Annotated in this window: 17 protein-coding genes; 7 read left to right on the top strand and 10 right to left on the bottom strand. The window is 42.2% G+C overall.

The annotated features are described in order from the left end of the window. Positions 1-35: 35 nt before the first annotated feature. On the top strand, positions 36-998 hold the full coding sequence (locus CYK16_RS06945) for an asparaginase (protein ID WP_060806069.1): 963 nt from the start codon (positions 36-38) through the stop codon (positions 996-998). A 203-nt stretch (positions 999-1,201) separates the two neighbouring features. On the opposite strand, the gene ccpA is transcribed toward CYK16_RS06945, so the two are convergent. Beyond that, the gene (gene ccpA / locus CYK16_RS06940; RefSeq protein WP_060806067.1) at positions 1,202-2,212 is read right to left on the bottom strand and encodes a catabolite control protein A; all 1,011 of its coding nucleotides are present in this window, start codon (positions 2,210-2,212) and stop codon (positions 1,202-1,204) included. A gap of 237 nt (positions 2,213-2,449) precedes the next feature. On the opposite strand from ccpA, the gene CYK16_RS06935 reads away from it, so the two are divergent. Then, entirely contained in the window at positions 2,450-2,767 is a 318-nt protein-coding gene (locus CYK16_RS06935; RefSeq protein WP_000886035.1) for a DUF960 domain-containing protein, read from the top strand. A gap of 44 nt (positions 2,768-2,811) precedes the next feature. On the opposite strand, the gene folK is transcribed toward CYK16_RS06935, so the two are convergent. From folK to CYK16_RS06905, 6 genes are all read right to left on the bottom strand, one after another. Further along, on the bottom strand, positions 2,812-3,624 hold the full coding sequence (gene folK / locus CYK16_RS06930; RefSeq protein WP_060806066.1) for a 2-amino-4-hydroxy-6-hydroxymethyldihydropteridine diphosphokinase: 813 nt from the start codon (positions 3,622-3,624) through the stop codon (positions 2,812-2,814). A gap of 158 nt (positions 3,625-3,782) precedes the next feature. Further along, positions 3,783-4,337: a GTP cyclohydrolase I FolE gene (folE, locus tag CYK16_RS06925; protein WP_000380917.1), complete on the bottom strand. Its 555-nt coding sequence runs from the start codon at positions 4,335-4,337 to the stop codon at positions 3,783-3,785. Continuing rightward, positions 4,318-5,640, bottom strand: coding sequence for a bifunctional folylpolyglutamate synthase/dihydrofolate synthase (locus tag CYK16_RS06920; RefSeq protein WP_060806065.1), 1,323 nt, complete (start codon positions 5,638-5,640; stop codon positions 4,318-4,320). Before CYK16_RS06920 ends, folE begins: the two co-directional genes overlap by 20 nt. A 1-nt stretch (position 5,641) precedes the next feature. Continuing rightward, the gene (gene folP / locus CYK16_RS06915; protein ID WP_060806064.1) at positions 5,642-6,616 is read right to left on the bottom strand and encodes a dihydropteroate synthase; all 975 of its coding nucleotides are present in this window, start codon (positions 6,614-6,616) and stop codon (positions 5,642-5,644) included. 93 nt (positions 6,617-6,709) lie between these two features. After that, positions 6,710-7,417, bottom strand: coding sequence for a CPBP family intramembrane glutamic endopeptidase (locus tag CYK16_RS06910; RefSeq protein ID WP_060806063.1), 708 nt, complete (start codon positions 7,415-7,417; stop codon positions 6,710-6,712). A 52-nt stretch (positions 7,418-7,469) separates the two neighbouring features. Continuing rightward, complete coding sequence (locus CYK16_RS06905; protein WP_060806062.1) at positions 7,470-8,888, bottom strand: NCS2 family permease; 1,419 nt, start codon at positions 8,886-8,888, stop codon at positions 7,470-7,472. Positions 8,889-9,077: 189 nt separating this feature from the next. Here CYK16_RS06905 and CYK16_RS06900 point away from each other — a divergent pair, with 189 nt between their 5' ends. The 5 genes from CYK16_RS06900 to CYK16_RS06875 all read left to right on the top strand — a co-directional run bounded on the left by CYK16_RS06900 (position 9,078) and on the right by CYK16_RS06875 (position 14,228). Then, the gene (locus tag CYK16_RS06900) at positions 9,078-9,890 is read left to right on the top strand and encodes a Cof-type HAD-IIB family hydrolase (protein ID WP_060806061.1); all 813 of its coding nucleotides are present in this window, start codon (positions 9,078-9,080) and stop codon (positions 9,888-9,890) included. 330 nt (positions 9,891-10,220) lie between these two features. Then, positions 10,221-11,240 carry an alcohol dehydrogenase AdhP gene (adhP, locus tag CYK16_RS06890; RefSeq protein WP_000649185.1) on the top strand — a complete coding sequence of 340 codons (1,020 nt, stop codon included), beginning with the start codon at positions 10,221-10,223 and terminating at the stop codon, positions 11,238-11,240. A gap of 234 nt (positions 11,241-11,474) precedes the next feature. Further along, entirely contained in the window at positions 11,475-12,464 is a 990-nt protein-coding gene (locus CYK16_RS06885; RefSeq protein WP_004258131.1) for a PTS sugar transporter subunit IIB, read from the top strand. 25 nt (positions 12,465-12,489) lie between these two features. Next, the gene (locus CYK16_RS06880) at positions 12,490-13,293 is read left to right on the top strand and encodes a PTS mannose/fructose/sorbose transporter subunit IIC (protein WP_000022716.1); all 804 of its coding nucleotides are present in this window, start codon (positions 12,490-12,492) and stop codon (positions 13,291-13,293) included. Positions 13,294-13,316: 23 nt separating this feature from the next. After that, the gene (locus CYK16_RS06875) at positions 13,317-14,228 is read left to right on the top strand and encodes a PTS system mannose/fructose/sorbose family transporter subunit IID (RefSeq protein ID WP_000136865.1); all 912 of its coding nucleotides are present in this window, start codon (positions 13,317-13,319) and stop codon (positions 14,226-14,228) included. 55 nt (positions 14,229-14,283) lie between these two features. On the opposite strand, the gene pepC is transcribed toward CYK16_RS06875, so the two are convergent. The 3 genes from pepC to CYK16_RS06855 form a co-directional block, all read right to left on the bottom strand. Beyond that, entirely contained in the window at positions 14,284-15,618 is a 1,335-nt protein-coding gene (gene pepC / locus CYK16_RS06870; protein ID WP_060806060.1) for an aminopeptidase C, read from the bottom strand. Positions 15,619-15,728: 110 nt separating this feature from the next. Then, positions 15,729-16,451, bottom strand: a complete 723-nt coding sequence (locus CYK16_RS06865; protein WP_060806059.1) for a pseudouridine synthase — start codon at positions 16,449-16,451, stop codon at positions 15,729-15,731. Between the two features lie 223 nt (positions 16,452-16,674). Further along, positions 16,675-16,905: a GlsB/YeaQ/YmgE family stress response membrane protein gene (locus CYK16_RS06855; protein ID WP_004258119.1), complete on the bottom strand. Its 231-nt coding sequence runs from the start codon at positions 16,903-16,905 to the stop codon at positions 16,675-16,677. Positions 16,906-16,912: the final 7 nt, after the last annotated feature.

The raw sequence follows: 16,912 nt of genomic DNA, 5'->3' as shown, positions 1-16,912 counted from the left end.
TGATTATACCACATTTCAGAAAGAGTGAGTAAATCATGCCTAAGAAAATCCTTGTTTTACATACGGGCGGAACTATTTCCATGCAAGCCGATGCTTCTGGCGCTGTTGTGACGAGTTCAGATAATCCCATGAACCATGTGTCCAATCCTCTTGAAGGAATCCAAGTCCACGCCCTAGACTTTTTTAATCTACCAAGCCCCCATATCAAGCCCAAGCATATGCTGTCCCTCTACCAAAAAATCAAAGAGGAAGCGAATAACTACGATGGAGTGGTGATCACACACGGGACCGATACTTTAGAGGAAACAGCCTATTTCCTTGATACCATGGAAGTTCCCCATATGCCTATCGTTCTAACAGGTGCCATGCGCAGCTCCAACGAACTTGGTAGTGATGGCGTTTATAACTATCTGAGTGCTTTGCGGGTAGCTAGCGATGACAGAGCTGCTGATAAAGGAGTTTTGGTTGTTATGAACGATGAAATTCATGCTGCCAAGTATGTTACCAAAACGCATACGACCAACGTCGGCACCTTCCAGACCCCAACACATGGGCCACTTGGTCTGATTACGAAGCGGGAAATCCTCTACTTCAAAACAGCTGAACCTCGTGTTCGCTTTGACCTTGATCACATACAAGGCTTAGTCCCTATCATCTCGGCTTATGCAGGTATGACAGATGAGCTGATTGATATGCTGGATTTGGAACAATTGGACGGCTTGATTATCCAAGCCTTCGGAGCTGGTAATATTCCCAAAGAAACGTCTCAAAAGTTAGAAAGCCTTCTGCAAAAAGGAATCCCAGTCGCCCTGGTTTCGCGATGCTTTAACGGTATCGCTGAGCCTGTCTATGCCTACCAAGGTGGAGGCGTGCAGTTGCAAAAATCTGGTGTCTTCTTTGTTAAAGAACTCAACGCCCAAAAAGCCCGCTTGAAACTCCTCATTGCCCTCAATGCCGGACTAACAGGACAGGCTTTGAAAGACTATATGGAAGGGTAAGTCTCTTAGAAAATCTCTTCAAACCGCGTCAACGTCGCCTTACCGTATGTATGGTTACTGACTTCGTCAGTTCTATCTACAACCTTAAAGCTGTACTTTGAGCAATCTGCTGCTAGCTTCCTAATTTGCACTTTGATTTTCATTGAGTATAATTCTCTCCTCTAAAAACAAATCAGGAAATCTTCACGATTCCCTGATTTTTTCTATTTACGTTTTCGTGTTGAGCGACGTTCTGTCAAACCATGAGGTAAGAGAACTTCACGTTCTTCCAACTCTTCCTTGTGCATAATCTTAGTCAACATACGCATACTAATAGCACCAAGGTCATAAAGAGGTTGGGCAATAGTTGTCAAGTTTGGACGGGTAAAGCGTGAGATTTGTGAATCATCACTAGTAATGATTTCAAACTCTTCTGGCACAGACACACCCTTATCAGCAAGGCCGTTCAAGACACCTGCTGCCAATTCATCACCTGTTACAACTGCTGCAGTTGCATTTGATGAAATCAAGCGTTCTGCCAAGGCATAACCGTCTTCATAAGTGTACTTAGATTCAAATACCAATCCTTCGCTATAAGAAATACCTGCTTTTTTCAAGGCTTCCTTGTAGCCAACCAAACGAACCTTACCATTGATGTCATCCACTAGTGGACCGCTAACAAAAGCGATGCGCTCATTTTCTTTAGCAAGGTAGGTTACTGCATCAATCGTTGCTTGTTTGTAGTCAATATTGACACTTGGAAGCTGATGTTCTACATCCACAGTTCCTGCAAGAACAACTGGTGTCCGAGAACGAGAAAACTCTGAACGAATTTTTTCAGTCAAGTGGTACCCCATAAAGATGATACCATCCACTTGCTTAGAAAACAGGGTATTGACAACTGAAACTTCCTTGTCATCATCCTCATCACTATTAGCAAGGACAATATTATACTTGTACATTTCAGCGATATCGTCAATCCCTTTAGCAAGCATTGAGAAATAGCCATTGGTAATATTTGGGATCACCACACCGACAGTGGTTGTCTTTTTACTCGCAAGACCACGCGCCACAGCATTTGGACGGTAATCTAAACGATCAATCACCTCAAGCACTTTTTTACGGGTGTTCTCTTTTACATTCTTATTGCCATTGACTACACGGCTAACCGTCGCCATTGAAACTCCTGCTTCACGGGCGACATCATAAATCGTTACTGTATCGTCTGTATTCATTCCATTTCCTTTCTATATCATACCTCACGAGACTCCAAAAAAGAGACGGTATGAAAATTTCGTTTTCATGATTCTACTTATTCCATTTTATCACTATTTGTAAACACTTTCAAGTATTTTTTGAAGATTGTTTGAAAAAAATTTCATAGAAAGCTATGTTTATGAAGAAAAAATCACCTTTTCTTGATTTTTAATCCTATTTGCTGTATGATAAGGGAAAAGAAAGGGGGAAGAAATATGGCTTTTACCAATACCCACATGCGGTCAGCTAGTTTTGGCATTGTTACCAGCTTGCCTGATGATGTCATTGACTCTTTTTGGTATATCATCGACCACTTCTTAAAAAATGTCTTTGAATTGGAAGAAGAACTTGAGTTTCAATTGCTCAATAACCAAGGAAAAATTACCTTCCACTTCTCAAGTCAACACCTCCCTACAGCCATTGATTTTGACTTCAACCACCCTTTCGACCCTCTTTATCCCCCCAGAGTCCTAGTTTTAGACATGGACGGTAGAGAGACTATCCTCCTCCCAGAAGAAAATGACCTATTTTAAAAACTCTAGCCTTCAGTTATAAACTACTGAAAACTAGAGTTTTTTTATTTTTTCAAAGCATTATACAAGTTACGGACAGGTTGCTTTAATGTAGGATGGATAAAATGAGGCGCAATTTCCTGTAAGGATTCAAGGACAAAAAGGCGTTCCGCTATATAAGGATGAGGCAAAATAAGGTCATCTGTATAAAGGACCTGATCCTCCACAAAAAGCAAATCCAAATCAATTAAACGAGGCCCCCAATGTACTTCTCTCACCCGTCCCATCTCTGACTCAATGGCTAACAAGGTCTCTAATAGAACTGGGGCCGGCAACCAGGTTTCAACCTCAACCACTTGATTAACAAAGCTATCTTGATCCACACCACCCCAAGGCTCCGTCGTTAAGACACTAGACTCTTTAAGAATATGGATACGACGAGCTCGCATGTTCTCAATGGCTTGCTTCAAGTTTGCTTGTTTATCTCCCATATTGCTTCCTAGGGCAATAAAGGCTCGTTTCTTGCGGCGATGAATTGTTACGGAGCAAGTATCTAGTGGCAAATGAACTGGCGCCCAAGGTTTTTTCAGTTCCAGCTTCATTTCTTGGACAAGAGAATAGGTCTCAAAAGTACGTTCTACCAATTTGTAAGCTACCGTTTCAATCAAGTCCTCAGTGGTTTCCTGAAACCAAGTCGTCCACTGCTGACACAGTTCTCCGTAATGGACAGAGGCTGTTAAATCCAAGTCTGTAGCCGCCTTGGTCATATCATAGGATAGGATTGCGGAAATAACAAACTTCTGCCCCAATTCTTTCTCACTAGGGAACATACCATGATAGGCAAAAATTTCCAAATCCTTAATCTGCAGTTGATCCATAACTAGTCCTTTCTAGAAAAATCCGCCCAAAGCGGATTCTTTTTATACTCAATGAAAATCAAAGTGCAAACTAGGAAGCTAGCCGCAGGCTGCTCAAAACACTGTTTTGAGGTTGCAGATAGAAGCTGACGTGGTTTGAATTTGATTTTCGAAGAGTATTATAGTCCCATTAAACGATAAGCCTGATCTCGGAGGTCCTTATCTGTTTCAAATAGACCACGAGCTACTGTCGTCAAGGTTGCAGTGCCTGGTTTTCTGACACCACGCATGCTCATACACATATGTTCCGCCTCAATGACAACAAAGGCTCCTTTAGCACCTAGATACTCCATCAAGGCATCGGCTACTTCGATATTCAATCGTTCTTGAATTTGTGGTTTTTTCGAATAAACTTCAACCGTACGGGCTAGCTTAGACAAACCTGCTACACGACCATCTGGAATGTAGGCAATATGCGCTCTACCATAAAATGGCAAGAAGTGGTGTTCACACATGGTATGGAAAAAGATATCCTTTTCTACCACCATATTATCGTCGATAATCTCAAAGGATTTTGACAAATGTTCCTCTGCTGTTTGACCAAGACCTGAAAAAATCTCTTGGTACATACGAGCGACACGAGCAGGCGTTTCCTGCAAGCCCTCGCGGTTAGCGTCCTCTCCGACAGCCTCGATAATCATTTTTACAGCTGCTTCAATCTTTTGTGTATCCATTTTCGTTCTTCCTCTCCATCAGATAGGCCCTCACTTGGCTCAAGAAATACAAGGAACCCGTGACAATCCTAACTGTTTTTTTCTCTTCTTTTTTATCTGTCAATTTCTGCTCTAGAAAATCCTGCCAACCCTGATAGCTGAGATTTCTAGACTTAGCCGCCTCTTCCAGCACGTTTTGATCAGTCGCCCGACTATCGTCAAAATGTGTCAGAGTAAGCTCGGTATCTGGCATGGCCCCCAGCAAGCCCAACATATCCTCCAAGGCCTTGGTTTTGATACAAGTAAAGAGGATTTCCTTACGATAATCCGCAAAGCGTTCTTGCAAGGTTGCCAATAAAGCCTTGATAGCATGGGGATTGTGGGCCCCGTCCAAGATCATCAAGGGGTTCCTTGACACGACCTCCAGACGCCCCGGCCATCTTGTTTCTTCCAGAGCTTGAGCAATCAAGATATTAGCTGGTAGCTCTCGACCATCTTCTTGACAAAAAGTATCAAGTAAAGCTATAGCCATCCCAGCATTCTCTATCTGGTGCAAACCAAGCAGGCCAGTCTGGAAGCGACCTTGTCTGACAACACTTGTATAGTCAAAGACTTCACCTGTTACCACACTCTCTTGGTGACTAACTTGATAATCTTTCCCATAGGCAAGTCTCGGCGCATCTTTCCCTTCCGCAATGCGGTCAATCACAGCCAAAGCTTCTGGAGCAATACGACCTGTCACCAAGGGAACTCTTCGTTTTATAATACCAGCTTTCTGCTCTGCTATAGCTTCCAATGTATCCCCAAGTAGGGCTACATGGTCCAGTCCAATGGTCGTGATACCTGTTAAAATGGGCTGGCAAACATTAGTACTATCCAAAAGTCCACCCATACCCACTTCCATGATGGCCACATCTACTTGCTCGGAGGCAAAGTAGTCATAGGCTATGGCTGTGATAATCTCAAACTCGGTTGTTCCCTGCAAATTGGCAGTCGCTTCCCCCTCCAGCAAAGACTGATAGTCTACCATGAGAGCTTCTAGTCTCGCTTCCGGGATAGATTCCCCATTGATGCTAATCTGGTCTGTGTAATGAATAAGATAGGGCGAGCTGAAAACACCAACTTTCAGCCCTAGCTTTTCTAGCATATTTTTCAAAAAAGCAATGGTAGACCCCTTGCCATTGGTCCCTCCGATATGGATGACCTTGAGTTTGAGATGGGGATTGCCACGCAAAGCTAACAGTTCCACCATGCGTTCCAAGCCAAAATGCGGTTGGTTCGTCCGGTAGTTGGCAATCCACTGATTGTTTTCAATTTCTTTCATCTTATTTATATTGTTTTAAATCTAGATTTTCCGCTTCATCAGCAAGACGAATGGCGGAGGCAATTTCAACTGCCATCCTGTGACTAGCTACGTCATGCACGCGCACCACTTCTACACCCTGTCTTGCAGCGATACTAGTTACATGAGCCGAAGCCGTATCTCGATTGCGGAAACCGAGCTCTGTCTCGGGATTGACCTCAAAACCATTTTCTTCTAGAATATTGATGACAAATCGCTTGCGCGATACTCCAAGAAAGATTGGATAACCTTTCTGATGTAGTTTATCCAGGTCCCGTAAAAGAAGCAGATTTTCTTTCTTGGTCAGACCAAAGCCGATTCCCGGATCCAACAGGATATTTTCTTGTGCAATCCCAGCTTGATTTGCTCTAGCTAATGCTCGTTCAAAGAAAGTCTCCATCAACTCTTCGATTGGCAATTTTTCAAAGTCAGCTAACTCTTCCTCTGTAAAAGCTTGATTAAATCCAAAGTGAGGGAATATGCGCGAGCTAGGGTGCTGAGGTCGAGCCATAACGGGATTAAACATGATGACCACTTTCGCTCCAGCCTTAGCTACCACATGGGCCATTTTTTCATCACCCATGAGTCCTGTGATATCATTGACTAGGTTGGCACCAGCAGCCAAAGCAGCTTCTGCCACCTGACTTTTCCAAGTATCAATGGAAATAAGGACATCACTTTCCTTGCGAATAGCTTTAATCACTGGAACAACACGCTGGATTTCCTCTTCTATCTCAACATAGCTACTTCCCGGCCGAGTTGATTCTCCACCAATATCTAGCATACTAGCCCCTTCTGCTATCAATTTACGAGCCTGCTGAAGTGCCTGCTCAAGAGCAAAAAATTGACCACCATCCGAAAAGGAGTCTGGGGTTACATTGATAATTCCGCAAATAGCTGTCTTTGCATGATTGGCTTTACTTGACATATCGGTCACTCCCTCAAGGCTTTTCATCATATTATTTCTCTATTTTACCATAAAAAGAAAAAGATGGACACGATTGCATTCATCTTTTTCCCAGTAGAAACAAGTAAGCAATTGTCAAAAATCTTAAACAGAAATCCCTAATGTCCGACTCAAAATCACCACTAGAGCCAGCAAACAGAAAACAACCCCATTCACAATCATGTGAAGTAAGATAGACATTTCCAAACGTTGGGTCTTGTAAGCCGTCCAAGACAGCACAGTTGACATTCCTCCATAAATCAATAAAGAAGGTAAATTACTTGGTTGATGCAATAAAGCAAACACAATCGTACCGACTATAAATCCCAAGTTCTCTTTTCCTCGGAAAATCTTTTTAGGAACAATCCCACGGCACAAGATTTCCTCACAAATTGGAGCAAGCAAGGCCAACAAGAAGAAACTGGAAATCAGAGAACTATTCTGAACCATGTCGTTAATCTGAGACTGATTCCCTGTTGTCGTCTCATTTGATAGTTGCAATAAAATGGAACCAAGTATATTTGAACAGATAATGACTAAATAACTTAATCCCAAACGTGCCAAATCCTTCGCTCTAAAAAAAGAAAAATTAAAACTTGCTAACTGCGTTTTACGAGCTCCAATAATAAACAGCACCAGAATCACAATCGAAATACCAGCAACTATCAGTCCTGACTGCAACAGTGGTACTGCATTTAAAGTTAAAATAGCAGTAACCCCTATAGGAATCTGATATAAAATTGTCGCCAGAAAAAAGATTAACAGCCAACCTGCACGATTCAATAATTCTTTCCACATATTTTTCTCTTTCATCACCTATCTCCTTTGTATTCAAAAAGGGGGAAAATCCCCCTGGGTTATCCTATTATAAGGCCATGCTGATGTAGTTAAGGATAAACAAGGCATCCAAAATCCAAATCATTACATGAACATCTTTAGCTTGACCTTTAACAAGCTTAGTCAAAGTGTAAGTCAAGAAACCAACTGCAATCCCTTGAGTGATAGAGTAGCTGAATCCCATAAAGATAGATGTGAAGAAAGCAGGAACCGCTTCAGACATATCATCCCAATGGATATTTTTCAAGCTAGCCAACATCATAATCCCAACGATAATCAAGATTGGAGCTGTAGCGGCTGTTGGTACGATCGCTAGAAGTGGACTAAAGAAGCTTGAGATCGCAAAACAGATAGCTACAACCAAGGCTGTCAAACCAGTACGTCCACCTGCACCAATACCAGCAGCAGACTCAACATAAGTCGTTACGTTTGAAGTACCTGCAATGGCACCAATTGAAGTACCAATCAAGTCAGAGTAAAGAGCCTTGTCCAACTTAGCTGATTGGTGATTTTCACCATTTGTCGCTACAATACCAACTTTTTCACCTGTACCGATCAAGGTACCAATTGTATCAAAAATATCTGTCAATGAGAAGGCAAGAATGGCCATCAGAGTTTCAGGCAAGCGAGCTGTATCTGAAATCAAAGCTCCCAAACCTTCTGAACCAAGAGCTGCACCAAAGACTGTCTTCAAGTCTTCAAAGGCTGCACCAACATGGTTATTAGCAAAATCGATACTAGACAAATCTACCAAACCAACTGCGATAGCAAGAACAGTTGTTGTCAAGATAGAGAGGATAATTCCTCCTTTAATCCCTTTAATGACAAAGAAGATAGTAATGGCAAGTCCTGCAAGAGCCACCAAAACAGCCGGATTATTAAAGTTGACCAAGCCTGGAACTGCTGAAGCATTTGCTGTAATCGCTGCTTGAGCTTTATCAGCCCCTTCTCCTGCAACCGTGTAATTTCCTGGATCGATAGAGAATTTCAAAAGCCCAGCATTCTTAATTCCCACGTAGGCAAGAAAGACACCGATACCAGCTGAAATAGCTGAGCGAAGGGCATTTGGAATCGATTCAATGATCATTTTACGAACATTTGTCAAGGTAATAATCAATGAGATAATTCCACAGATGAAGACCATAGCTAGGGCTTCTTGCCATGAATAACCAAGTCCGAATACAACTGTAAAGGTAAAGAAGGCATTCAATCCCATACCTGGTGCTTGGGCATAAGGTAAGTTAGCGTAGAAGGCCATCATCAAGGTACCAGCAACTGCACCGATAATCGTTGCGAGGAATACACCCTGAGCAGGCATTCCTGTTTGCGAAAGAATTTGTGGGTTTACAAAGAGAATATAGCTCATTGCAAAGAAAGTTGTTAAACCAGCGAGAACCTCTGTACGAACGTCTGTACCGTTCTCTTTTAGTTTAAATAATTTGTCCATTATCAATCTCCTTTTAATTTTTACGAACAATAATAGAATTATATCATTTATCATTCACTTTTTCAATATCTTTGTTTGATTTATTTAAGAATTTGATGAAATTTCTTTTTTTGTTTCGAATCTGCTTTTCTGCCTGCTTTCTGTTATAATAGTAGACATCTTATCTGAAAAGACACTAGAAAGGTCCCTATGACGAAAAAAATTATTGCAGTTGACCTGGATGGAACCCTACTCAACTCAGACAGTCAAATTTCTGACTTTACCAAAAAAACCATCAAAAAAGTTGTTGAAAAAGGCCATCAAGTTATTATTACAACAGGGCGCCCTTACCGAATGTCAAAAGATTTTTACCATGAACTAGGCTTAGACACTCCTATGATTAACTTCAACGGCTCCCTCACTCATTTACCAGACCAAGTTTGGGATTTTGAAAAGTGTTTGACTGTAGACAAAAAATATCTTTTAGATATGGTTCGACGTTCAGAAGACATTCAAGCCGATTTTATCGCTGGAGAATACCGTAAAAAATTCTACATTACAAATCCTAATGAAGAAATTGCCAATCCTAAACTATTTGGTGTAGAAGCTTTCCAGCCTGAAAATCAATTTCAACCTGAGTTAGTAACCAAGGATCCTAACTGTATTCTGTTACAGACCAGAGCCAGTGACAAATATGCCTTGGCAAAAGAAATGAACGCCTTCTACCAGCATCAACTGTCTATCAATACCTGGGGAGGTCCGCTCAATATCCTTGAGTGTACCCCAAAAGGTGTCAACAAGGCCTTTGCTTTGGACTACTTGCTCAAGGTAATGAACCGTGACAAAAAGGATTTGATTGCCTTTGGAGACGAACACAATGATACTGAAATGCTCGCTTTTGCTGGGAAGGGCTATGCCATGAAAAATGCCAACCCAGAGCTACTCCCCTATGCAGATGAGCAAATTTCCTTGACAAATGACCAAGACGGGGTTGCCAAAACCCTGCAAGATTTATTCTTATAACCTATACTGATACTCAATGAAAATCAAAGAGCAAACTAGGAAGCTAGCCGTAGGCAGTACTTGAGTACGGCAAGGCGAAGCTGACGTGGTTTGAATTTGATTTTCGAAGAGTATGACCAGCTTGCGAGCTGGTCTTTGTGTTCTTTTCACAGTCTCATCAACCAGTTAATCGATTGTTCTATTTTTTACCTCCAAAACCTTGGAAAAGGCTTTCTTTTGTGATATAATTCACATATAAATACAAGAGAGCTCGTCATACTCGACTCTGTTGACACAAAATCAATCCAGTCCCGTTATCCCTGTTCTCGGTCAATATCAAGGAGGATAGATATGAAAGCTGTTGTTGTAAATCCAGAAAGCACTGGTGTTGCTGTTGAAGAAAAAGTACTCCGTCCACTTGAAACTGGGGAAGCACTTGTAGAAATTGAATACTGTGGTGTTTGCCACACTGACCTCCACGTTGCCCATGGCGACTTCGGTCAGGTACCAGGACGTGTCCTAGGTCACGAAGGTGTTGGTATCGTTAAAGAAATTGCACCAGATGTTAAAAGTCTTAAAGTCGGCGACCGCGTCAGCGTTGCTTGGTTCTTTGAAGGATGTGGTACTTGCGAATACTGTACAACTGGCCGTGAAACTCTTTGCCGTACAGTAAAAAATGCCGGCTACTCAGTAGACGGTGGTATGGCTGAACAATGTATCGTAACAGCAGACTATGCTGTTAAAGTTCCTGACGGACTTGATCCAGCCCAAGCCTCTTCTATCACATGTGCTGGTGTAACAACCTATAAAGCTATTAAAGAGGCCAAAGTTGAACCAGGCCAATGGGTTGTTCTTTACGGTGCTGGTGGCCTTGGTAACCTAGCTGTTCAATACGCTAAAAAAGTATTCAATGCTCATGTCATCGCAGTTGATATCAATAACGACAAACTTGCCCTTGCAAAAGAAGTAGGCGCTGACATTGTTATTAACGGCCTCGAAGTTGAAGATGTACCAGGACTCATCAAGGAAAAAACTGATGGTGGAGCTCATTCAGCTGTCGTAACTGCTGTATCTAAAGTTGCCTTCAACCAGGCTGTTGACTCAGTTCGTGCTGGTGGTCGCGTTGTCGCTGTCGGCCTTCCTTCTGAAATGATGGAACTAAGTATCGTAAAAACCGTTCTAGATGGAATCCAAGTCATCGGTTCTCTTGTAGGAACTCGTAAAGACTTGGAAGAAGCCTTCCAATTCGGTGCAGAAGGTTTAGTAGTTCCAGTTGTTCAAAAACGTCCAATAGAAGATGCCGTAGCCATTTTCGACGAAATGGAAAAAGGTCAAATCCAAGGACGTATGGTACTCGACTTCACCCACTAATCTATTAGAAACCTATTTTAAAAGTTGGAATGCGCTTCCAACTTTTTTATATTAAATTTTTTAATAAGGATTCAAAAAAACTTCTCTAAAACTCAATATATCAATATTTTCAGATGTAATATTTTTAATTATTTTATGATAAATAGTTGATTTTTAGATGAAAACGGTTTATACTTAAACAGTCTTAAAGTTTTCTTAAACGAAAACTAAAACAAAAAAGGAGGAATGACAATAATGAGTATCGGAATCATTATTGCGAGCCACGGCGAATTTGCTGCGGGTATTCATCAGTCAGGATCTATGATCTTTGGTGAACAAGAAAAGGTTCAAGTTGTAACCTTTATGCCAAACGAAGGTCCTGATGATCTATACGCTAAGTTTAATAACGCTGTTGCTGCATTTGACGCAGAAGATGAGGTTCTAGTTTTGGCTGACCTTTGGAGTGGATCTCCATTTAACCAAGCTAGTCGCGTGATGGGAGAAAATCCTGAGCGTAAGTTTGCCATCATCACAGGACTGAACTTACCGATGTTAATTCAAGCCTACACAGAGCGCCTCATGGACGCTGCTGCAGGTGTAGAAAAAGTCGCTGCTAATATCATTAAAGAAGCCAAAGATGGCATCAAGGCTCTTCCAGAAGAGCTAAACCCAGTTGAGGAAGTAGCAAGCGCTGCAGCTGCTCCAGTTGCCCAAGCTGCTATTCCAGAAGGAACTGTCATCGGAGACGGTAAACTCAAAATCAACCTTGCCCGTCTAGACACTCGTTTACTTCACGGTCAAGTTGCAACTGCTTGGACTCCAGATTCAAAAGCAGACCGTATCATCGTTGCTTCAGATAACGTAGCTAAAGACGAATTACGTAAAGAATTGATTAAACAAGCAGCTCCAGGTAAAGTGAAAGCAAATGTTGTTCCTATCCAAAAACTAATCGACGTTGCAAAAGATCCTCGCTTCGGAGGAACACATGCCCTTATCTTGTTTGAAACACCTCAAGATGCCCTTCGTGCTATCGAAGGTGGCGTGCCAATCAAAACTCTTAATGTTGGATCAATGGCTCACTCAACTGGTAAAACAATGGTTAACAACGTTTTGTCTATGGATAAAGAAGACGTTGCTACATTTGAAAAAATGCGTGACCTTGGTGTTGAATTTGATGTACGTAAAGTACCAAACGACACCAAAAAAGATTTGTTTGACTTGATCAACAAAGCAAACGTGCAATAATCGATTTTATGAAAGGATTTTAAAGATGTCTATTATTTCTATGGTTTTAGTAGTCGTTGTAGCCTTCCTAGCAGGTCTTGAAGGTATCCTCGACCAGTTCCAATTCCATCAACCAATCGTAGCTTGTACCCTTATCGGTCTTGTTACTGGTAACCTTGAAGCAGGGATCATCCTTGGTGGTTCTCTTCAAATGATCGCCCTTGGTTGGGCTAACATCGGAGCTGCCGTAGCTCCTGACGCTGCTCTTGCTTCTGTTGCTGCTGCCATTATCATGGTTCTTGGTGGCGACTTTACTAAGACAGGTATCGGTGTTGCCCAAGCGGTTGCTATCCCTCTTGCAGTTGCTGGTCTATTCTTGACTATGATTGTCCGTACACTCTCTGTCGGATTGGTTCACACTGCTGATGCTTCTGCTAAAAAAGGTGACTTCAAAGCAGTTGAACGTGCTCACTTTGTCGCACTTCTTCTTCAAGGTCTTCGTATTGCAGTCCCTGCAGCACTCCTTCTAATGGTACCAACTGAAACAGTACAAAGCATTCTAAATGCTATGCCTGATTGGCTCAAAGATGGTATGGCTATCGGTGGTGGTATGGTCGTTGCCGTTGGTTACGCTATGGTTATCAACATGATGGCAACTCGTGAAGTATGGCCATTCTTCGCTATCGGTTTCGTGCTTGCTGCCGTGTCAGATATTACTCTAATCGGATTTGGTGCTATCGGTGTTGCTATCGCTCTTATCTACCTTCACCTTTCTAAAACTGGTGGAAATGGTGGCGGAGGAGCCGCAACTTCTAACGACCCAATCGGCGATATCCTAGAAGACTACTAAGATAAGAAAGGACTGAAAACATCATGACTGAAAAACTTCAATTAACTAAATCAGATCGTAAAAAAGTTTGGTGGCGTTCAACTTTCTTACAAGGTTCTTGGAACTATGAACGTATGCAAAACTTGGGTTGGGCTTACTCATTAATTCCAGCTCTTAAAAAACTCTACACTAAAAAAGAAGATCAAATCGCTGCTCTTGAACGCCATCTTGAGTTCTTCAACACTCACCCATACGTAGCCGCTCCAATCATGGGAGTTACTCTTGCACTTGAAGAAGAACGTGCTAACGGTGTTGAAATTGATGACGCTGCTATCCAAGGGGTTAAAATCGGTATGATGGGACCTCTTGCTGGTATCGGTGACCCAGTATTCTGGTTTACAGTACGCCCAATCCTTGGATCACTCGGTGCTTCACTTGCCCTTACTGGTAATATCTTAGGTCCAATCCTCTTCTTCGTTCTTTGGAACTTGATTCGTATGTCATTCTTGTGGTATACACAAGAGATTGGATACAAGGCTGGATCAGAAATCACTAAAGACATGTCTGGCGGTATCCTTCAAGACATCACTAAAGGCGCTTCTATCCTTGGTATGTTCATTCTTGCTGTCCTTGTTCAACGTTGGGTAAATATTAAATTTGCTTTCGATGTTGCCAAAGTTCAACTAGATGAAAAGGCTTATATCCATTGGGATAAATTGCCAGAAGGATCTAAAGGTATCCAAGAAGCATTCGCACAAGTAGGACAAGGATTATCTCAAACATCTGAAAAAGTTACTACTTTCCAACAAAACTTGGATATGTTGATTCCTGGACTATCAGGACTACTCCTTACTTTCCTTTGCATGTACTTGCTTAAGAAAAAAGTATCTCCAATCACTATTATCCTTGCACTCTTCGCAGTGGGTATTGTGGCACATGTTCTTCACATCATGTAATCAAGCAACTTAAAAGGAATCAGGTTCTAAAATCTGATTCCTTTTTTCTATACTTTTATTCGGCCAAGGCACCCATTGGATCCCATGGTGCGAGTACAATTGGTTCTGCTTCATAGGCAGCTTGTTCTGCTGCTGTCAGCAATTCTTTACGGACAACGATTTGGTATGTGTATTCGTCCATCCAAGCGTCTGAGGCAACAAAGTAACCATCTGTACCGACCTTGTCTCCCCATGAGTTTTCAACCTTCCACTTGGTTGACTTGCCATTTTCGTCCAAGTCAACACCTGTCAAGACCATAGCGTGGGTCATCAAGCTTTCGCTGTAGTCCAAACGTCCAGCCTTGTCTTGAGTGAGTTTAATGTCCATGCTTGATTCAAAGTCATAAACATCTGTCGCAAGGATTCCGGCTTTACGGTTGCTGAGCTGACCGACATCTGAACCAAACCAAACAGTCTCACCTGCTTGCATTTGAGCAATCGCCAATTCTTTCAAGCGCTCCATCGGTACGTTGATGTAGCGAACTGCACGGCTACCAACCACATTTCCCAACATCTCAACTGTGTAAGATTGGCCGTAAGGCTTGTCATCAGTTGGTGCGTTGATAACAGAAACATAGTCTTCTAGAGGAAGATTGACATATTTCTTGTAAAACTCTTGTGGAGTAATGCTCTTTTCGCTTTGGTAGTTGTTATCCTTATCACGATAAGCAAAGTCAAATTTACGTGGTGGAAGGCCTAGTGACATAGCAAGGAAATTAAAGATTTCTTGCAAGAGGTCTTCTTTCTTAGCTTGAACAGTCGCTTGGTCTGCGCCAGAAGCAAGCAAATCACGCAAGATTTGGGCATCTTGACGAAGCAATTTGTTAAGGATTGCATTTAACTCACGGCTACTGCTAGATGAAACTGACTCAGGATAAACAGACTTGGGAACAACACCGTATTTTTCAAAGAGGGCAACGACCATATCCCATTGACCGCCATCTTGTTGGGGAGTTTGAAGTAGGAATTTAACCTTACGGCTCGTCAAATCTTGGTCCGCAGTCGCAATGACTTGCTCCAAGAACCAGTTTGATTTCTCATACTTATCCCAGAAGAAAATATGGGCCTGTGACAACTCAAAGTTTTCCAATTTGTATTGCGAGATGAGTTTGTGACGGAAGGTGTTAAGGGCCGCAAACATCCAGCACCGACCAGACGCTTTCTGGTTAGTAACCTTGTCCTTGGTCAAATCCAATGAGAAAACAGGTGTGTTGTCTACATGGCTTTGGCGACGTTCTAGAGCTGCAAAAATTCCGTTATGGCTGGCAGCATTTTCAATCGCTTGGTATTTTACATTTGCTTCATAGTTGGCAAATAGTTTATCAGTAAATGATTCTTGAATCGCGTTCATAGAGTCCTCCTTTTATTCTACAGTCTATTATAACTCTTTTCACAAAGTAAGCAACTGAAAAACATAAAAGGCAAGGATATTCTCCCTCACCTTTTCGAATATAAATCAAATTAGGCAATATTCGCAAGGAGAGCTTCTAACTCCTCCTTGGTCAAGCGACGCCATTCTCCTCGCTGCAAGTTCTCATCCAATACTAGAGTTCCCATAGTCAAACGTTGTAGGTCCACTACTTCCTTGCCACAGTAAGCCACCATACGCTTAACCTGATGGAACTTCCCTTCTGCAATAGTCACACGGATTTGACTCTGATTCTTTTCTGAATCTACTGACACAATCTCCAGCTTAGCTGGCTGGCAGGTAAAGTCCTTGAGAGGAATACCCTTGGCAAATGTCTCCACATCTTCTTGGGTCATAATTCCCTTAACCTGTGCCAGATAAGTCTTATCCACATGACGCTTGGGTGAAAGAAGATCATGGGCAAGCTGACCATCATTGGTCAGGAGCAGGAGTCCATGCGTATCGATATCCAAGCGCCCTACTGGAAAAACTTCCTTGCTCCGAGCAATATCATCCAGCAAGTCCAACACGGTTCTGTGCTTGGGATCCTCAGTCGCTGAAATAACTCCTTGGGGCTTGTTCATCATGTAATAGACAAACTCTTCATACTCCAACACTTGCCCATCAAAGCGAATCTCATCTCTTTCTTCATCAATCTGCAATTTAGCTGATTTTTCTTTTTTACCATTTACCGTCACGCGCCCAGCCTTGAGCATGTTTTTGACCTCAGTCCGGCTCCCCACAGCGCAGGCAACTAAAAATTTATCTAATCTCATAGAACTATTATATCATATCAAAAAGAGGCTGGTACAATGATCAACCTCCTTTTCGTTTCATACTCTTCAAAAATCTCTTCAAACCGCGTCAACGTCGCCTTGCCGTATGTATGGTTACTGACTTCGTCAGTCTTATCTACAACCTCAAAGCAGTGCTTTAAGCAACCTGCGGCTAGTTTCCTAGTTTGCTCTTTGATTTTCATTGAGTATCAGATTTAAGCAATTAACTTCCTCGTCTCCAGAAAATCGCTAAGACAATCATGGAACCTAGTACTGCCGGAATAATGGCAGTTCCTGCTATTATCGGTCCCCAAGTCCCAAAAAGCAAGTGGCCTATAAAAGCACCAATCCAGCCCAGAAACATTTTTCCAAAACATCCCATTCGCTCTCCACGATTGGTCAGAGCACCTGCCAAGAGTCCCACTAGGAGACCAACGAACATACTTCCTATCATCTTGACT

This window comes from Streptococcus oralis subsp. dentisani, from assembly GCF_002860905.1.
Taxonomy (GTDB): Bacteria; Bacillota; Bacilli; order Lactobacillales; family Streptococcaceae; genus Streptococcus; species Streptococcus oralis_BA.
The sequence above is the reverse complement of the archived record's forward strand: the minus strand, read 5'-3'. Positions and strand labels throughout refer to the sequence as shown.

Bases quoted from the DNA above. Each gene is read 5' to 3' on its own strand.
- folE (WP_000380917.1), bottom strand. From the start codon at position 4,337: ATGGATACACAAAAGATTGAAGCAGCTGTAAAAATGATTATCGAGGCT.
- ccpA (WP_060806067.1), bottom strand. From the start codon at position 2,212: ATGAATACAGACGATACAGTAACGATTTATGATGTCGCCCGTGAAGCA.
- folK (WP_060806066.1), bottom strand. From the start codon at position 3,624: ATGGATCAACTGCAGATTAAGGATTTGGAAATTTTTGCCTATCATGGT.
- CYK16_RS06875 (WP_000136865.1), top strand. From the start codon at position 13,317: ATGACTGAAAAACTTCAATTAACTAAATCAGATCGTAAAAAAGTTTGG.
- folP (WP_060806064.1), bottom strand. From the start codon at position 6,616: ATGATGAAAAGCCTTGAGGGAGTGACCGATATGTCAAGTAAAGCCAAT.
- CYK16_RS06855 (WP_004258119.1), bottom strand. From the start codon at position 16,905: ATGATAGGAAGTATGTTCGTTGGTCTCCTAGTGGGACTCTTGGCAGGT.
- CYK16_RS06910 (WP_060806063.1), bottom strand. From the start codon at position 7,417: ATGAAAGAGAAAAATATGTGGAAAGAATTATTGAATCGTGCAGGTTGG.
- CYK16_RS06945 (WP_060806069.1), top strand. From the start codon at position 36: ATGCCTAAGAAAATCCTTGTTTTACATACGGGCGGAACTATTTCCATG.
- adhP (WP_000649185.1), top strand. From the start codon at position 10,221: ATGAAAGCTGTTGTTGTAAATCCAGAAAGCACTGGTGTTGCTGTTGAA.
- CYK16_RS06935 (WP_000886035.1), top strand. From the start codon at position 2,450: ATGGCTTTTACCAATACCCACATGCGGTCAGCTAGTTTTGGCATTGTT.
- CYK16_RS06880 (WP_000022716.1), top strand. From the start codon at position 12,490: ATGTCTATTATTTCTATGGTTTTAGTAGTCGTTGTAGCCTTCCTAGCA.
- CYK16_RS06885 (WP_004258131.1), top strand. From the start codon at position 11,475: ATGAGTATCGGAATCATTATTGCGAGCCACGGCGAATTTGCTGCGGGT.
- pepC (WP_060806060.1), bottom strand. From the start codon at position 15,618: ATGAACGCGATTCAAGAATCATTTACTGATAAACTATTTGCCAACTAT.
- CYK16_RS06865 (WP_060806059.1), bottom strand. From the start codon at position 16,451: ATGAGATTAGATAAATTTTTAGTTGCCTGCGCTGTGGGGAGCCGGACT.
- CYK16_RS06900 (WP_060806061.1), top strand. From the start codon at position 9,078: ATGACGAAAAAAATTATTGCAGTTGACCTGGATGGAACCCTACTCAAC.
- CYK16_RS06920 (WP_060806065.1), bottom strand. From the start codon at position 5,640: ATGAAAGAAATTGAAAACAATCAGTGGATTGCCAACTACCGGACGAAC.
- CYK16_RS06905 (WP_060806062.1), bottom strand. From the start codon at position 8,888: ATGGACAAATTATTTAAACTAAAAGAGAACGGTACAGACGTTCGTACA.